Below are 18,031 nucleotides of genomic sequence, written 5' to 3'. Positions count from 1 at the left end.
AAGCGTTTTAAATTTTTGTGATGGTTTTATTCTCCTTTTTCAATTCTCTTCTAATTCCTGTGAGTAATTCTTGTTTGTTTACCACAGTATCGCCACGTTGTATCGCTGCCAATGCGCAATAACGAAGCACATTGATAATTGCGCCACCTGCGAGTTCATAGTTTTCAGCAATTGTATTTAAATCAATTTCAGGAGATAATGTACACATGCCCGAAAATGCTTTTTGCCAAAGTTTTACACGTTCTTCTTTTGTTGGCATTTTGAAGTTGATGATCGATTGAAATCGTCTTGAAAATGCACTATCCATATTATCTTTTAGATTTGACGCCAGAATGATGAATCCTGGGAAATCTTCAATACGTTGTAATAAATATGCCGTTTGCTGATTGGCATGTCTATCGTTAGACGAATTTGCTTGTGTACGTTTGCCAAATAAAGCATCTGCTTCATCAAAAAACAGAATCCAATTTTGATGCGCCGCTGTATCAAATATTCGCGACAGGTTTTTTTCAGTTTCTCCAATATATTTGGAAACAATCATTGATAAATCTACCCGATACACATCTAACCCTAAGTTTTTACCCAATAACGAAACCGTTAAGGTTTTTCCTGTGCCTGGTGGACCATAAAATAAAGCTCTGTAACCAGGTTTTAAATGTTTGGATAATCCCCAATCGTCCAACAATGTATCTTTATGATGCAGCCATGTTTTTAATTCTGCAACCTGATCTTCAATTGCAGGACTCAACACCATATCTTCCCAATCTAAATTGGTCGTTATTTTTTGCGCTGGAAATGTACTGCTGTGTTCTAATTTTGGCTTTTCGCCTGTAATAAAAAACTGCAACCACCGATGATTTATACTCAAAACACCATTGTATTTTGGAATGTAATTTTCGGTTGCTTCAATATCAACTACTTGTTCTTTTTGAAAAATATGATCGTTTTCAAAAAGCGAAAGTACTTGCAATCGCCATTCAGGATTCAACGCTGTAATTAGAAAAAATAAGGTTTGTCCTGTCGGCAAAAATCCACTATGTCCTTTATCAATAACACCACCAAATTCTGTAAAACCTCTGTTATAAATTTTATTCTGACCAAAGAAAATATCCAATACTTCAGGACGAATGTGCGGCACAATGGCAAGTGCTAAAGCCAAGCGTTCCACATTGGTCAAATTCCATTCGGTTACGGTAGTTGCAAAAGGCGAATCTACTTCTGACAAATCAGGCATTGGAAGTTCTGTCCAATGTGTTTCTGCGCCTTCATGTTGCAAATAGCTACTGATTACTTGATTGATGACATTTTGCAACCAATCAATTTCTTCATAAAGCGAACTTATATATTCGTTAGTTTCCATGCGTTGCGAATAGTTTTTCTACATCATCCAGGGTTGTATTTGTCCATGAAAAATACTGCAATGCGGTATTCGGATTCAGCTGATTGGCTTGTAACATATCTAACACGCATGCTTGTGCATTTGTTGTAATTGGCGGACTAAACGACAGCTCGTCATGATAAAAATCGTATTCATAAAAATTATTTGCCCAAGAAGGAACTTTTGATCGATCACTAATTAATTGACTGATAAATACTTCTAATTTTTCTTGCTGAACAATTAATTTCTTTGCTTTAAAAAAGGAAGGTTTCTTTTTATCTTCCCGATGATAAAACTCTATTTCTCTTGCCTGAATTGTTTTCGCGGTAGCATCTCCAAAAATATCGACCAATCCAAAATTTTCAGATTCTGTAGCAATTTCCAATTCGGCCTTGTCAGAACCTGCAATTGCCAATGTCCAATTGTCGGCTGTGGCACATTCGGTCACAATATATACTTCTCTAAAGGAATATAATGTTTGCGTCATTTTGATGATGAGTTGTTGTTTAAAATCACTCCAATTAGCAAATTTAACAGATTCGGAACCGCAACTTTTAAAGAAGAAACTTCCAAATCCGTCAAAAGCTAATACTTGTTTACTAAACTCAAAATCGCCCTCAATTGGGTTGTGTCCAGTGTCTCTTCCCGAATACGGTTTTGTGACACCTTCACTAAAATTCCAATTAGCAGGATTGAGTTTAATTCCATTCTCAAAAACTACATCATCAGCATCCACTATATTCTTTCTAAAAATATTCCCTAAAACAATAAGTTCTCCGTTTTTAATTTGGAAAAAATCTCCTGGATATATATTTTGATTCAATGGTTTTGTAGGCATAAAACCATTCGTTCTATTATAAAAACTTCTGTAAAATTTTTTAAATACGGCATCCATAAGTACTTTGTTTTAAGGCAATTAGTGTTTGTAATATACTCAAATTTATGACGCCAACGCCGCTGCGTTTGCTGCAGCGAGTCCAGCTTGTAATGAACTTAGCTTCACTTGTGCTTTGCTCAATGATACTTGCGCATCGTCTAACTGACCAACTGTGTCATTTGAAGCCGCTAATGATTCTTCGTACATGTTGCTTGTAATGTCGTATGCTTGAGATAAGTACCCTTCAAGTGATGTTTTTTCATTACCTCCAGCACCAACAATAAACTCATACAGTTTTTTTGATTGCGATTCTTCTAACTCCATAGCTGCTTTAGATTCTATGGTGGTTGCTTGTGAAGAAAACACCGATTCTAAGGCAATTAACGTTAATGCAACGGCATTATTTGCATCCGAACTTGCTTGCGTAACCATCGTAATCAATTCGTCAGAAATTAGCGGATTGATTGCTTTTTTACGAATGACTAGGTTTGATAATTTATTGATGACTTCCGCCGAATAAATAAGTTTGTTAATCACCGTATTTATTTCTGTTGCAACACCTTTTATGTCGGTTTCAGCACCAGAAGATTCCTTGAGTGTTTTCCCAGAACTTGCGTATAAATCTTTTGCATTGTTTACTACGGTATCTACGGAATTTTTATTATTTAATGCTTGCGTTTTGTTCGCTTCTGCAGTTGATAATTCCGTTTCAAGCTTTGTTGATTTCTCCGTTAATGAAGTTACAATAGCCTGGTATTGTTGTACTTCATTTTGCGCGTTTAGCACTTCTTGCGTTAAGAAATCAATTTCTTGTTTCTTTTTTTCGGTGATCCCGTACTTTTGAGGTGCAGGATCTGCTGCTATTAATATGGTTTCTCTACTCATGATGTATAGTTTTTAAGATTATTATACTGTGGTTTGTTTTGGATACGCTATTATTTTGGTAGCATCTGCAAACGGATCTTTATATGTGAACGCATCCGTATGTTGGAAATCTGAAAGTGCATTGGTAAACTGCGTATTTACAGTTTCATCAGCATTTTTCGAAATAGAAATTACAGTAGGAATGTACGCATTGTTTCCAATTAAACGATTTCCGAAATTATCCGTAGTTTCAGCTGCTAAGGTTACTTGCTTGCTATAAAATTTGTAACCTTCTGCTAGTAGCATTAACTCTATGATGAATTGTGCAAAATCGACTAGAAGTTTTTCTAGTGTTTTCTCCTTACCATCAATTACGCTTTCTATAGCACCTTCAATAAGTGTGATAATGTCATTTATAAACTGTTCCTTATCTGCTGCAGATGTTTTTTTAGGAATAGTGCTTTCTACTTTCGCATTTAACTCCGTTACTTTTTCTTCTCCAAGTTTGTCTAGAAGGTCACCAATATTTGTAATACTTCTTAGTAAATATGCTAGTAGTGTATCTGTTCCTGGAACTGCAGGTGTATAACTTCCTGCAGGAATTTGCTCTGCAGTCGTTAAGTTAAAGAAGAATCCAGGTTGTAAATGTTCTTGATCTTTTAAAGCGTCTGATTTTTGCTTGGTAAGAATCTTTAATTGAAGACTTAATAAATTCGTTCTTTCCGTAGTTGAAATAGTAGTAGCACTAGTTTTTGAAACTTTCTTAGCACCAGCACCTTTTGCACTTTTCGTGTCAGTTTTTGCTTCTTTTGAGTCACTCTTTAACGCATCAAGTTGACTTTGAATAGTGGCAATCTTTTCAGTATACATGTTGTCAAGCTTCATTTTATCGCTTACCTGTGCGTCAATGTATTTTAATTCTTCATCGGTTAATAAACCTCGAACTAAATTTGGATTATTTGGTAAGAATACACAACGATACTGTATATAATCTAACGCTTCTTCTCCTTCAGAATCTACTAAATATGCAGGATTTTCAAACACACCAAAATTAATAACTTGTGCATCTGTTGGCGGTTGAATTGCATTTGAAAATACAGCGTTCAACTGATTTTCAAGCATAAACATTTTAGATGGCGCAGATAAATAATCGTCAAAAGTGTTGATGATTTTTTTGTAAGCTGTTTTAAATGTAGCAAACACAACAACTACATACTCTTTTCCTAATACTAAAGCTTTTCCTTCAGAATCTTGTAAAACAGGATGTGTAGCAGAATTAGTGCCAGCTATGTAAATCTTTTTCTTAAGTCCAGTTATAACACCAGCGGAATTTTTAATTTTATCTGCCTCCACTATTTGTGCGTACCGATTTGCATACGCTCCCGTTATAATTCCTTCTGCATCATTCATACTAAACGTAGCACTTTTACTATTTTCTACAAGCATAATGTAGTAATCCTGAACTGGCTGATTGGTATCTTTTGGATCAGTATCAGTTGATGACTTTTGCTCACTAAAAGCACTTAGATATGGACTAAATGAAACCACATAACTATCATGATTTCCAATAGTTATAGGAGTTGTAACCGTAAGGTCTAAGTTTAACTCTGAATTGCTTAATTCAAAGGCAATATCAGTAGACTCATACGCAACACTATAATCTTCTAAAACGCCTTCTGCTTGCTTTTCTTTAGTATTCGCAGTTGCTAGTTCGGCACTTTGTGTAGATAATAATGTCGTCGTATCATCAAACTGTTTTGTCACAACACTCAGTAAATCTTTTATAGAAGTATCTGTTACCGTAGCTTTGGCTGCCAACGTTGTTGTTGTCACTTCCGCAACAGAAGCCGAAGCTTCCATACTGTGTTGTGAAGCTTGTTCAGCTGCGTATGCAGTATCATTCATCAACACATTTGCTTTGTTACTTTGCGTATAAATATCAGTGTCAAAATCTGCCGCATTGATAATGCTAAAAATGCTTCCCGTAGTACTTGCTAGTTTCAGAATTGCATTTGCCGCAATTTGAACATTTGCTGCTGCAACGGCTGTATTAGTTACAGATCTTGAGGTGTAGCTTTTAGCATTATTAGCAGATTCCAACACATTAGTGGAAAGATCACTGTCAATAATAGCTTGTTCATGCACATTTTTCTCAAAAGCATATTTTGCAGTGGTTATTTCTAACTCTTCTGCCGTTGTAATTCGCGCACCTTGTGCGTAGTAGAGCGAAAACATGGATGCTTCCAGTTTTGCTTCTACACTTTGTAATTCTAATTCTTGTGTGTTCAATGAGGACACGACACTCGAATGTAGATTTTCGTTGTAAGAACTCATAAATTTAATTTTTTAGTTTGTTAATTAATTTTAAACCTTGGTATAGGTTATTTTTATAGTAATAATTTAATTCTTCAGCGCTAGCTGCTATCTATTTTTGATGTTGATTTATATAATTTCATTGTGTTATAGTTTATGGTTAATATGCCCAAGTCACATGTAATGGTTTTCGCATCCATGGTAGTTTTATGATTGAAAACGAAAATGGCGATTTCAACATTAAAATATCATAGGCTCTTTTTTCTACGGTTAATTCCCAACGTTCATCGGTTTCTCTCAAAATTCCGTCTCGTACCAACCAATTTCCTCGAAATCCATTGATAGATGTATCTCCAATAGCACTCCAATAGCCAATTGCTGCCTGAATCAATCCATCAATCAGTTGTTTTTGGTCTTGTGTCATTTCTATGGAATCTCTCACTGGCGTATCTGGCGAAAGCCCACAAAGAACTTTATTTAACGTCAACAAAGATTCGTCCGTTTGTGTCAATCCTGTGACGATATATTGTAAATAATGCACAGCATCTAACTGATTTTCGGGTGTTTTAAAAACCTTGTCAGCAGTAATTCCCAAACGTTCAAAAAGCATTAAAAAATAAGAATTTAGTAATACCAATCCAGCATTCGGAATTGGAACACCTTCGTCAGGTAATGCTATTGATTTTGTATTCATAGACGGTTTTTTAGTGTTTTTATATTCAATTGTTTTCTGCGTTTGTAAAGTCGGTTTTACAACTGGTAATACGTTTTTATAAGGTATTAGCAACGAAGCTGGCAATGCTGTTTTTATCGTGTTCATTGCTTTAAAAAAGTCACGTTCTTTTACGCCTTTTTTTCCGCAAGTTTCCCATAAAAACTCGTTCCAAATGTTTGTGCTGGCAATTAATGACCAATTGGAATTTCGCCAAGCGGTGAGTACTTTTTTGACTAAAATTTCTTGTAACACTTTCGTGGAAATTCCATTCATGGAAATCAGCGCAATATGTTCATACAATTTCTGTATATCGGTAAGTTGTTTTTGTTGCGTTGGATATAACTTTAGCAACGATTTTATCAACGTTGCAAAATGAATCGTTTGTGAAAACTTTGTCAATTGCACTTCCGAAATTTGTTGACTCCGAATCGTTTTCAAAATAATACTTGGTTGATGCAGTATCAATTCGTTCACAATACTGCGATAATTGCGCGTTTCTTTATGTTGAAACCACGCTGGAATTGCAAATTGCGTGATGAGGTATTCGCTCAACAACTCAATTTTCTGTTGTTCAATACAAGTTTTAATCGCTTCCGAAAGTGTGTTTTCGTGTATTTCTTCTGAAACCAATTCAAAAATTTGATGTCTCTCTAGCAATACGGTTTTCAAAATTTCAGGAACTTTCAATCCGCTATTTTGAATATGTTTTACAATGGTAATTTGATCTAAAGTTGCAATTTCGGAAAGCTTTTCAAACGTAGTTTTTACGAGTATTTCCAGTACTTTTTTTGCTGTATTTTTAGTTTGAATCAACGCAATTGTTTGTTTCCAAAAAATGGTTTCTAAAGAAGCAATCAGTTGCGAATTTCCAAGTTGTTTTGCAAGTGCAAATACTACATGAATTGCTTTAAAAATAGCTTGTTGCGAACTTGATAAATCGCTTGCAATCAGTACAATAAATTCTTCAAAAGTAATTGCGTTTCGTACTAATAATAGTTGTTTTTCTGTCTGAATCGTTTCTTTAATAATGTTTCTAATTTCTGTTGGCGATGTTTCCAAACCAACCACAAATAACTGTTTGTATGAATACGTATTTTTTGAAATTTCAAAGCTAGCATTCGTTGTTTTTAAGTTTTCTTTTAATGCTTCAAACAATACGGAAACAGCTATTTTATAAGGTGTCATTAGAACTTCATTTTTTAAAGCAACGCGCACTTCTATCTTCTCATTTCTCTTTTCTATGTTCTGTTCTCTATATTCTATTTTCTGCTTTCTTTCCTCTTTTTTCAATACTGGAAATGTCTCAAAAACCGTCTCTTCAAAAAGCACGATAAACTTACGTTCATTGCCACGATATAAATCATATGTAACTAATGATTGCCAGAAACAATCCTGTAATAGCGTTTTAATCTCTGTTGCCGTAAACGTCGTTTTTGTAGCTGAAATTTGTTGTAAAAACCTAGAAACTAAACGCTCCCGAATCTGTATTCCATTGGAAAGTAAATACGAAATAAAGGTATTTTCTTGTGCTTTAAATTCGTTGGTAGTTATCTTTTTTGCACGCACTAGTTTTGAAACAAATGTTGCAACAATAACTTCTTGATTTGGTTGTGCTACAAACTCCAAAATTTCCTCTAAAACTGTTTTTGATACATTCGTTGTATGCTGTTTTTTAATCGCTTCAAATTCTTGCGAAGACCAAGCCAATGTTTTAGTTTTTGGATACTTTAATAACAACTGAATTGCTTCTTCAATTGCATTCGTGGAAACTTTTGAAACCGCCGAACTTTGCTTCAATACGTATAATAATTCTGAAAATAATTTTGCCGAACTCAATTTTTCGTGCTTCCATATAACTTCAAAAGCTGTGTCTACTAAAACATGTTTAATTGCACGTAATGCAGTTGCTTTTCTAGGATTCTTAGAAATAAGTTCGTCCATAAATTGATGAACTTTTTCTACAATCTTGAAAGTTTCAGGGTGTACTTGTTTCAAAAATCGCTGTGTTCCGTAGGTTGAAATCAACGTTAATATATGAACAGTAACTGAATGTGTTTTTTGAACTTTAGTCACAACATTCCAAAATTGTACTGGCGAAGTCGAAATCCACATCAAAATTGTTTTTTCAAGTTCTTGAGCTTGTTTTGAATGACCTTTATTGTTTTGAATTTCAGAACTATATGTTGTAATAATTCGATGCAATGTTTCTTCAGAAGCAACCATTTTTGAGCTAGAAACTTCTTGTTGATACAATGTATGTAGCGATTTGAATAAGGAAATAAAAGTAGTTTTCTTATGTGTGTTTGTTACGTTTGAAGCTACAAATCGATCTAATATAACAAGTTTTGTTTGCTGCTGTTTTGTTGCTAATTTCTGCACAATAAATGCTAAAAATGCATCTTTAGAAACGGAAGCATTTTGGTTTGCAATGCAAAATTCAATTCCGAAAGTATACAAATCTAGTTTATCAATTTTTACAGCAGTTTCTGTATTTAATTTTGATAAAAACGAAATCTGCGTCAACACACTTTTCGATTGCGAAGGCGATAAAGCGACAAATAAATTTTCAATAGAAGCAGGAATCAAATCGTTCAGAATTGTTTTCCAAGTAGCTGGTTTTTGTTCCACATTCAACACAATTTTTTGAAAACGTGTTGCATCTAACTTTGATAAATTAATCACCAATTCGTTAAACTCATTCTTCTGCGTTGGTGTACTTCTTTTAGAAGATTCATTAAAATAATCCGCAATTTTTACCCAGAAATTCTCTTTCTGCTTTTTCGTTTTCACTTTCGTGAATGCTGTATGATGTAATTCCTCTGATAATAATCTTAAAATAGCGATAAAACCTTTATTTATATGTGAATACTCACATGTGCGTTCCACTGCATTTTCAATCAATTCTAGCATCGCTTCATACGATAAATTGAAATGATTTGCCATTTGTTCCACGGTATTTCGAACAAAAGCAACTTTGTTGAAAATGGTTCCTCTATCTGTAAATAAATAATTCAAAATCCACAGCCAAATATTCTTTTTAAGATCACTTGTACTTGTCTGAACAATAGTTTCTCTTTCCTGAACTTTTACAAACTCTTCAGAAAAACTAATAATTTGTTGATGATTATTAGGTTCTAATCCTGCAATAATCTTTTTAATAGTATCATCTGTAAACTGCCAAGAAATTCGTTTCCGAACATTTTCTTGCAATCCAATTTCTTGAATCATTTGAATTGCATCCAACCGATTGTTTAGCAATTGCGAACGCATAATCTGAGCTGCCGAACCATAGGTTTCTTGATAATTCCAAGGCATCATTCCTTGCAAAAGAAAAGTACGCAACACACTAATTTGCGCCATTTTTTGATTAACAATTTCCAACGTTTTGTCGCCACTTTTTGGATACATAATCAAGTCGTACAATGCGTTGCGTAAAGCTTCTTCCAAACGTAATGGAAGTTCACTTAGCATATTTTCATAGGTAATTGATCCTAAATCAATAACCAATTTATTAATCTTCAAAACCTGTCCTTTTGGACAAATACTATCAAACACATTCGTAATAATACGCTTCATTTTATACGCGCTCCACGTACTAATCGCAGTTTGCAATTCGTGCGCAAGATGCTTGGAATCGAATCCTGTGTTCCATTGACAACGCGTGACGATATGTGCTTCTTGGTTATACATCTGTTGGCGTTGTTTTTAGTTTTTTTAATTGCGCAATGATATTTCCTGCGTTTGAGATAATTGTACTAGAGTCAATACTTTCTGTTTCGGCATTGTAAATATTGGCGTTATACCAAGCTGCATACAACGGAATTAATGTAGTAAGTTGTGTTGCATTTCCATACAAAGCGGTTGCTTCTAATTGAATAGACAATTGACTTTCTGTAAAATAGGAGAGACGTTGTTGCCATTCGGGCGCACTAATTTCTTTTATGAAGTTTGGAAAAACCCAAAGCAATGTATTTTCAAAAAGTGCATCTGTAATGTATACGGTATTTTCATTGTTCCAACTTATGTTTGCTGTCCACGCGTACGCTGTATTTTCAATTGGTGTAAAAACGGCGTCTGTTATTGTGTTACTTTCAATTTTTACAAGTGTATATGTTGGTTCAATATTTTTTAAATAGTCTGCAATGTTATCATCCGAAGTCATGATTGCTAATTGTGTGGACAATGACATGAAATCTAAGTAATTTAGTATCGTATCAATACGATAATATGTTTTTGATAAAGTATCTTCTTGTATAAAAACAGTAAAACTTCCCGATTGTAATAACAAATTTGTTTCAATAGCAATGACACCTTTTCGTTGCGTAATCATCCATAAAGCAACTTCAATTTGTTGACAAACCAACGCGGATGGAAATTGAGTGATGACTTCCGAGTGTGTTTCAGGCGTATTTTCAGGATCAACACTTACTTCTATGAAGTTGATATAAAAAGGGCGTAACGTGAGTAGCATGCTTAGTTTTATCGAAATCATTGCATAATCCAAACAATCTTGTGCAGACACTTTTTGAACCTCGTTTACATACGCTGTATCAAAAACACCTTTTGTTTTATAAGTTTTTGTTATAATGTTTTGCAATTCTTTTTTTGTGCTTTTTATGGCTAAATATTCTATAACTTCATCAGCTTTAAGCGTTGCGATATTTGTTAAATCTATTTCTTTTTCGGTTTGAGTTTTTGGAATTTCTCTTTTAGACAATTCCTCAATAATTTCTGGTGTAATTTCTACAATACCTGTGTATAGTTTTTTTGCACCAATTTCATTATATGCTTTTGTTTTATTGTATGATAAAACTCGTAAATTTTGCAAATACAGACTCTTAATAATTACCGCATCTTTCAAAACATCGCCAGAATATATAGTTCCATAAATAAGCGTATCAATTACCAAAGGCGATTCTCCGTGACGTGCCAATAAATGATCGAGCAAGTCGTTTCTGCGTTGCAGGTTTACAGTATCTTTTTCTGTAAAAACCAACAATCCGTACATATATGAATTGTATGGATCATCTTGATATTGCAACCAATTTTGATGCGCTAACGCTGTTTCCGATTGTGATACAGGACCAAAATTAAAGATGTCATTATTCCGCAAAAGCGGTTCCACATTTGGCACACTTTTATACAACGATTGGTAAAAATACGTTGGAGAAAACACTTCAAATGGTGCCGTATATTTAGGTGTTGTTTTTTCTTGAGCCGTTTTTAAATTGTTATAATTTTCAAGATCTGCAGGAGTTCCTGTGCTAGAATTTTTGAAAGAAAATAACTTGTCAATATTTGCCAATTGTGCAAACTGATTGCTCAACATTTGATCAAATAAACTCAAATAACCTTTCAATTGGCGAGATTGTGCAACTTGAAAATCTGGTGTGTTTTCATTCACAGCATTCGGTCCAACGGCATATGCTTCTGGAAATGTCTGTTGAATTGAATAATAACTAGTAATATCTCTAAATTTTCCTTCTGGAAGAATTGGCGCTAATTGTACTGCTGCAACTTCATTTAATTGTGAATCTGATTGTTGCAAGTTTGCCAATTCGTCAATTAAAGACGTATTCAGCGAAGCATTTAACTGTTTTCCTTGCGTACTTATCTGAAGATTAGAAACGTTTGTATTTGTTGAAAAAGACGCTGCAAAATCAAAAGTTAAAATTTGATCTTCATCACAAGTTGCAATATCACATGGTTTGTTTTTGTACGTAAAAGAAATTCCTGAAATAGATTGCACACCTTCAATATCTTGAATCAGTTTTGTGATTTCAAAAGATTGAATCGTATCTTTTTTTGGTTGAATACTTTCAGAAGAAATCCAGCCGTTTTTCAATGTTGGACCATTAAAAATTTCGTTCGTAGTTTCGCCTTCAATTTTTAACTTATCGTATCCAGTTTGTGTAACCTCAGGGAAAATATAATTGTTGATTGTTTGAATCATTTCTGGCAGAATCGTATTGATATCGTATCCAGATTCTAGCTGTAATTTTCCTGTAATTGTATATGTTTTTGGTGCTAATATTTGTGGCGTTAAAAATAATTCGCCCAAATTTCGACAGCTATTCAACAAGTAAAATGTTTCTGTTTCAGATGAATCAATAACAGTTGGATCATTGTACTTCGAGTCGCGAACTAAATACACTTCATACAAACCATTTACAAAGGAAAAATTCACAGGAATTGGCTTGATAATGACATTTTTTACACTCGGAATTTGATCAATAATATACTTTGTATAATCTTCAATTGTAATTGGTGACGTTGTTAAAATATCTTGTGGAACATAAAATTGATTTTCAACTGTTAAATCGCCATTTTTTTGCGTCAAAATATCTTTCATCGAGAAGTTTGCACAATAGCCAAGTTCGGTAAACGCATAACACAATTGCTCCAAAATAGTCACACCAGGATCACTCGGATTTAAGTTAGACCATTCCGTACTACTGTGTTTTTGGATATAGGCAAGTCCTTCCGCTTTGAGCGATTTAAAATCAAGTTCCAATGGAAGTTGCGTATCTATTATGTGGTTTTCTTGTGTCATAATTGATACGTAATGAGACTGTTAGCTGTTATATTGTTCAATGAAGGAACTAGGATAATTCCATCAGTTTGTTTTAGTTCTTGCGTGCTAGTTGTAAACGTTATTTCTCCCGTAGTAAAATCTTTAGTGCCAATTTGAAGCGAAATACTTTTCACTTCTATAATGCTGTCATAACTTGTAATGAATGAAGCAAGTTGCGCTGTGTTCAGTCCTGTGTCAATCGTAATTTGCGATTGCGCACTTGTAATCCAAGGCGACATATAAACGTTGATATCATTATTAATTTCTTTGGAAACTGTGGTTACATCTTCACCCGTATTTATGATAATAGTTGCTGTAATTTTAACATAATTCAATTCAAAATTTTCTACAGAAACCGTTGTAAATGGAGAAACTCGTTCTTTAATATAATTTTGAATTTCTAACTCGTTGCATTCGCTTAATAGCGGAACAAACGCGTTGGTATCTGTTACATCTGAAACTCTTTTTAGTACGTATGTAGTTACTTTTTTTGTCTTTTTATTATAGATACTTTTCGAATAGTAAACTTCTAAAAACTGCAACCGAATTACATTAAAATAATCTTCCGAAGTCAGTAATCTGTCTTTCGTTTTTAAACGTGTACTTACGCGCGAATTCATTTGCGGATTCGTTTCAGCGGCTTTTCCACCAAACGAAGCAAACGGCTGAATCGTTGCCGAAATTTCTGGAATCGCTGTTTGTGGAGTTGTAATTACATTTGCTTTAATTTGTGGCGTCACGGTTGAAAAATCATTGGAAGCTACAATCCGTTGCAACGTAATTCCGTTCGTTTTTAAAAAGGAAGTTTGCGGAAAATTAGCTGGATTATCTGTCGTTCCAATAGCAATCCAAAAGTTAGTTCCTGCAATTGTTTCATGTTCGGTGGTAATATCTGCGGGAATATATAAAGTGATAATTCCTGAACAGGTAAAATTATTTGTTCCATCTACGACTGACGTAATTGTTTTCCAGCCGTCTTTACTCAAATAAGAATACGTTACTTTTTCAGTTGTTACTGCTTTTTCAGTATACGTACGCGCCAATTCAAAATAGAAACTTACGTTAGCAGGCGCAATTACATCTTCTAATTCTAAAAATAATTGTCCTCTCGAAGAAAATTCGGGAACTAATGGCAACGCAGTTAACGGAATAATAGTTCCAGTTTCATCTCTCTCTGGAGAATTTCCAAGCGTTGTATATTTTGTGGTAATTTTTTCCTTCGTATTTGTAGTATCATACACTTTGTAATTCTGAAATGGCGTATTATAAAAACATTCTAGCGGATATATTGCTTCATTAGTTGAAAAATCATAACTCGCAGAAGCAGTATAATTACCTGAAAATAAACTAATTGTTGGCGCAAAAGGCAAGCTTGGCGGATTTATTAATGGATCACTACTTTTATTTGCAATCAATCGCCCATTATATAATGCAATTGCGCCAATTACTTTCGGATATAGGTCTAAGCCAAAACCGTCATCGGGAGTAACCAACTGCATTTTTATAAATCCAGTCGTGCTTTTTTCTGAAAGTAGTAAAGGTGTTTTTTGCAGTGTTGGATCAATTTCAGACGGATTCATTTCAAGTCCAGCAAACGTAAATGTACGCGTATTTGGAATGACTGTATTTGTCGTTTCTAAAGGAAAAAATAAATTCAAATTAGATGCAGACGAAATGATAACTTCTGACTGATACATGTTAAAATATTGCCACAATCCGTTTTGTAACCATTCAAAATTAACCATAAAAGAAGTATTGGAAAATTGAAAAGGTGTTGTGTCTTCAGTTAAAGTAGGATCTTCTAATAGCATTTTAGTATTATCCTGACGATGAAAAATATTCCCTAAAGAGCCAAAAATGTTTTTAAATGATGATTTCTTTTTTGGAAGAGGCGTTTCTAAAATAGTACTTTCTGCATTAATTAATTTTTGAATCACGGTATTTTCAGTAGTAGAAATTTCTGAGAAAACCGTGCCTTCTGTTTCAATCGTTTTTTGTGCATCAATAATTCCATCGGTATCAATCGCTTTTAAAAGTGCGGTTTCTTCTGAAACTATATTGGAAAGTAAAATACTGTGCTGCGTAATTACATCCTTAATCGTAGCATTTTTAGGATCAACTAATTTTTGTAATGTTTTGTTTTGTGTTTGAATTAAATTCGTAAGATTGCTATTTCCTTTGTCAATTAATTTCTTCGCCGCCGCTTGCTTCGTGCCAATTAATGATTTGAAAAGTGTCGTTTGCGAACTCAATATATTTTGAAACAAGACTTCTTCTGAACTGATGATTTCTTGAATTATTTTTTTTGCAGCAGCAACGTCTTTCGGTTCTTTTGAATAGATATTATTTAAGTAATTGTTGTACTCAGTATAGTAAACTGCAAAATCAAACTTGGCAGGAAATGCGTTCCAATCAATCGTTAAGGTGAAGCTATTGGTAGGTTTGCTAAAAATTTCCGCGCTTCCAACCATAAAGTTTTGATTCACTGCTGGCGTAGGACCCAATGGCTGAAACGGTTTTTTGGCATTCAACATTCCCAAATCAGTATACAACGCAAAATTTTGCAATCCGTTTACCGAAACATCAATCGTTAAGGTTTTTATTTTTGGCGGATTTGCTAAGTTTTCAAATTCAGAAAATTGCATTTTAAATAATGGCCAATCGCTTGTATAGCCATCAGGATTTTTTGTAAATGCGGCAATTACAGGATCTGTTGGTTGCAACGTAATTGTCATTGTCAATGTACGATCAATTGTTAATGGTAATTTATAATCTGGTGTTGTAAAATTGCGAACCACTTGACTCGCAGGAATTTCAAACCAAGCTTTTTCAGTACTTAAATAAAAGCTGGTTCCCTGTTTGATGATTTCTGTAAAAGTTGAACTTGTTAGTGTAAAATTAAATGTAATTACACGCGATGCAGCTTCTGTCAAATATAATAATGGCGAACCAAAAGCGATTGCCATTTTGTTAGGTTTTATTGTAGAATCTGGTTGTGAACCAAAGGTTTTCCACGTTTTAATCGCGCCAGCTTCATCTTTAGCAATTACATTTACAGGTGGTAATTTTTGCAAATACAATTCTGAATGATACGTATGTACATTTTGTTGAAAAAGCGTATAGGTGTTTGCAATTTTCGCAGGATTTAACCAAACATTTTTTGTGGTTTCAAATAGAATTGCTTGTTTTTCAGCATCTAAACCTGCGGTAAATACTGTGTTTTTTAGTAATTGAAAATTGGCTGTCTTCTTTGCCAAATTGCTCGCTGCAAAAACCGTATCTGGTGAAACACTTTTTGGAGCTTGTTTTAATATATCATCATAATAAAACTTTAAATGCTTTTCTGATAAAGAATTTAGCTGACCTTGATAAATTTTTAGCAAACTCGTGAAGGTTCTTAGTAAAATAGTATCTGGAAAATGCCCAGGAACCGTTTGTACTGTTTTCAATTCCGTTTCTGCAGATGAAATACAATTGCTATAAAAGGCAAATACTTTTTTTCCTGTATTATATAATGCTGTAAAAAGTTGTTTTTGTGTCAGTTTTTCAATGTAGAAACATTGTTGTTCATCATCAACATCATTTTGATCGTCAAAACATGGAGAAGTTGGCAATCCTAAAACGGTCCAATAGGGTAATTCTCCTTTATTATTCTTCCAGATTTTTTTATCGTATTTAGTAAAAGCGAGTCTGTTTACTTTCTGAATTCCAGGAATGTCAAAGGTTATATTTGGTGAATTTCCATAGGTAAATAATTGTTCTCTCAAGTCTAACAATGACCAAAGAATAAGTCCATACGTATTTGTTACATTATTGACGATGTATGTTTTAAGATTGTATTCTAAACTTGATTCTTGCGTGTAATGTGTCCAACGTTCTATATTTTTAAACACATAAATAATTTGATCAAATAGTTGATTAAAACCATTTGTGATGTAATCAATATGTAATTCATTCGTAACCGCATTTCCCAATTGAGAACACGTATTAATAAACAAGGAATATATTTTTTGAAACGCTGTTTTCGCAATTGAAGCGATTAAGAATACAGGATCTTTTAGTAAAAAAGGTGACCAACTTCCATTAATTTTATTGGTTTGATCGTAAAAATTAAATAATGAAGAAAAATCAACAAGCAAGCGTAAATTATCCGCTTCGGTTCTACTATCAACCAAGCCAGCAGTAGGCACTAAAGCTTGCTCTAATGACAGTATTGCGTTATGTTGATCGAGTTGATTCATTGCTTATCGTTGTAAATTTGTACCTTCTTTTATGTAAAAAGGATACACATAATTGTGTCTTGTATTGGTTTGATTATACATGTAATTGATAGTAACTTCTACCAAACCAGTTTGTAAATCGGTAAACGCTACCGTTACGGATATTACTTTTATTCTAGGTTCATTATTTAGTAATGCAGTTTTGATCGTTTCTCTAATTTCTCCTTGCAATGTTGGACGCATTTCTTTGAAGAAAAATGTTTGTAAACCTGAACCAAATTGTGGTGCAAATGGACGTTCTCCGTACGTTGTTTGCATAATCAAATTGATCATTTCATTAATATTTGTTTCATATTTTGTAAGCTGCAATTGACTATTTCCTGCTGAAAATGTAACAGGAAACGACCAACCTGAGCCTAGAAACTCTTTTGATATGTTTGTTTGTCTATCCACCGATCATCACTGTAAAACATCCTAATACTATTGATCCGCCATGCGCGGTTGAATCGCCTAAACGTGCGGCTGGCATTCCGCCAATCATCACGGTTGCAGAACCTTTTACGATAGAATCTGGTGGTCCTACACAAACGAGCATATCGCCAACGCGTGCGGCTGGTAATTTTCCAATTAAAACCGTTGGTTCGCCAGGTCCTACTATTGGTCCGCCAACATGCGGAATTGGAGCAGGAACTGCTGGTGTTTGCATTGGACATTCATGAAAATCGGTTAATCTTGCTGCTGGTGGCATTTTTTTTAGTTTAAAAATTGAATGATTCAAAGATTGAATGATTAAAAAATCATGGACTCTTTCTTCGTTCTTTTAGTTAATATTTATTGTTTTTAAAGCACTTCTCGATACAGTCTGTTTTAGTATTGAGTTGTTAGTATTTAGTATTGAGAAATAATGTCTCGTGCTGATTTTAAGCATTTGTTATTTTAAAGCACTTCTCGATACAAAATTTCTCTGAAATTTCACTCGAAGTGACGTTTGGTTTTTTTAATTTTCATCTAACATCTAACATCTAACATCTAACATCTAACATCTAACATCTAACATCTAACATCTAACATCTAACATCTAACATCTAAC

At 34.0% G+C, this 18,031-nt stretch carries 9 protein-coding genes; all 9 read right to left on the bottom strand.

Annotated elements, in window-relative coordinates; genetic code table 11:
* Positions 1 to 7: 7 nt before the first annotated feature.
* Positions 8 to 1,360 carry an ATP-binding protein gene (locus tag IMCC3317_RS12710; protein ID WP_160129874.1) on the bottom strand — a complete coding sequence of 451 codons (1,353 nt, stop codon included), beginning with the start codon at positions 1,358 to 1,360 and terminating at the stop codon, positions 8 to 10.
* On the bottom strand, positions 1,350 to 2,273 hold the full coding sequence (locus IMCC3317_RS12705) for a hypothetical protein (protein WP_160129873.1): 924 nt from the start codon (positions 2,271 to 2,273) through the stop codon (positions 1,350 to 1,352). The genes IMCC3317_RS12710 and IMCC3317_RS12705 overlap by 11 nt, the downstream gene beginning before the upstream one ends.
* A 45-nt stretch (positions 2,274 to 2,318) precedes the next feature.
* Complete coding sequence (locus IMCC3317_RS12700; protein ID WP_160129872.1) at positions 2,319 to 3,140, bottom strand: hypothetical protein; 822 nt, start codon at positions 3,138 to 3,140, stop codon at positions 2,319 to 2,321.
* A 21-nt stretch (positions 3,141 to 3,161) separates the two neighbouring features.
* Positions 3,162 to 5,453: a hypothetical protein gene (locus IMCC3317_RS12695; RefSeq protein WP_160129871.1), complete on the bottom strand. Its 2,292-nt coding sequence runs from the start codon at positions 5,451 to 5,453 to the stop codon at positions 3,162 to 3,164.
* Between the two features lie 139 nt (positions 5,454 to 5,592).
* Positions 5,593 to 9,837, bottom strand: a complete 4,245-nt coding sequence (locus tag IMCC3317_RS12690; RefSeq protein ID WP_160129870.1) for a contractile injection system tape measure protein — start codon at positions 9,835 to 9,837, stop codon at positions 5,593 to 5,595.
* Positions 9,830 to 12,700, bottom strand: coding sequence for a hypothetical protein (locus IMCC3317_RS12685; RefSeq protein WP_160129869.1), 2,871 nt, complete (start codon positions 12,698 to 12,700; stop codon positions 9,830 to 9,832). Before IMCC3317_RS12685 ends, IMCC3317_RS12690 begins: the two co-directional genes overlap by 8 nt.
* On the bottom strand, positions 12,697 to 16,962 hold the full coding sequence (locus IMCC3317_RS12680; RefSeq protein ID WP_160129868.1) for a hypothetical protein: 4,266 nt from the start codon (positions 16,960 to 16,962) through the stop codon (positions 12,697 to 12,699). The genes IMCC3317_RS12685 and IMCC3317_RS12680 overlap by 4 nt, the downstream gene beginning before the upstream one ends.
* Before the next feature lie 3 nt (positions 16,963 to 16,965).
* Positions 16,966 to 17,394: a GPW/gp25 family protein gene (locus IMCC3317_RS12675; protein ID WP_160129867.1), complete on the bottom strand. Its 429-nt coding sequence runs from the start codon at positions 17,392 to 17,394 to the stop codon at positions 16,966 to 16,968.
* Entirely contained in the window at positions 17,387 to 17,689 is a 303-nt protein-coding gene (locus IMCC3317_RS12670; RefSeq protein ID WP_160129866.1) for a PAAR domain-containing protein, read from the bottom strand. Before IMCC3317_RS12670 ends, IMCC3317_RS12675 begins: the two co-directional genes overlap by 8 nt.
* Between the last annotated feature and the right edge of the window lie 342 nt (positions 17,690 to 18,031).

The sequence above is a fragment of the Kordia antarctica genome (genome assembly GCF_009901525.1).
Lineage (GTDB): Bacteria > Bacteroidota > Bacteroidia > Flavobacteriales > Flavobacteriaceae > Kordia > Kordia antarctica.
This window is presented reverse-complemented; position numbering and strand designations above follow the sequence as displayed.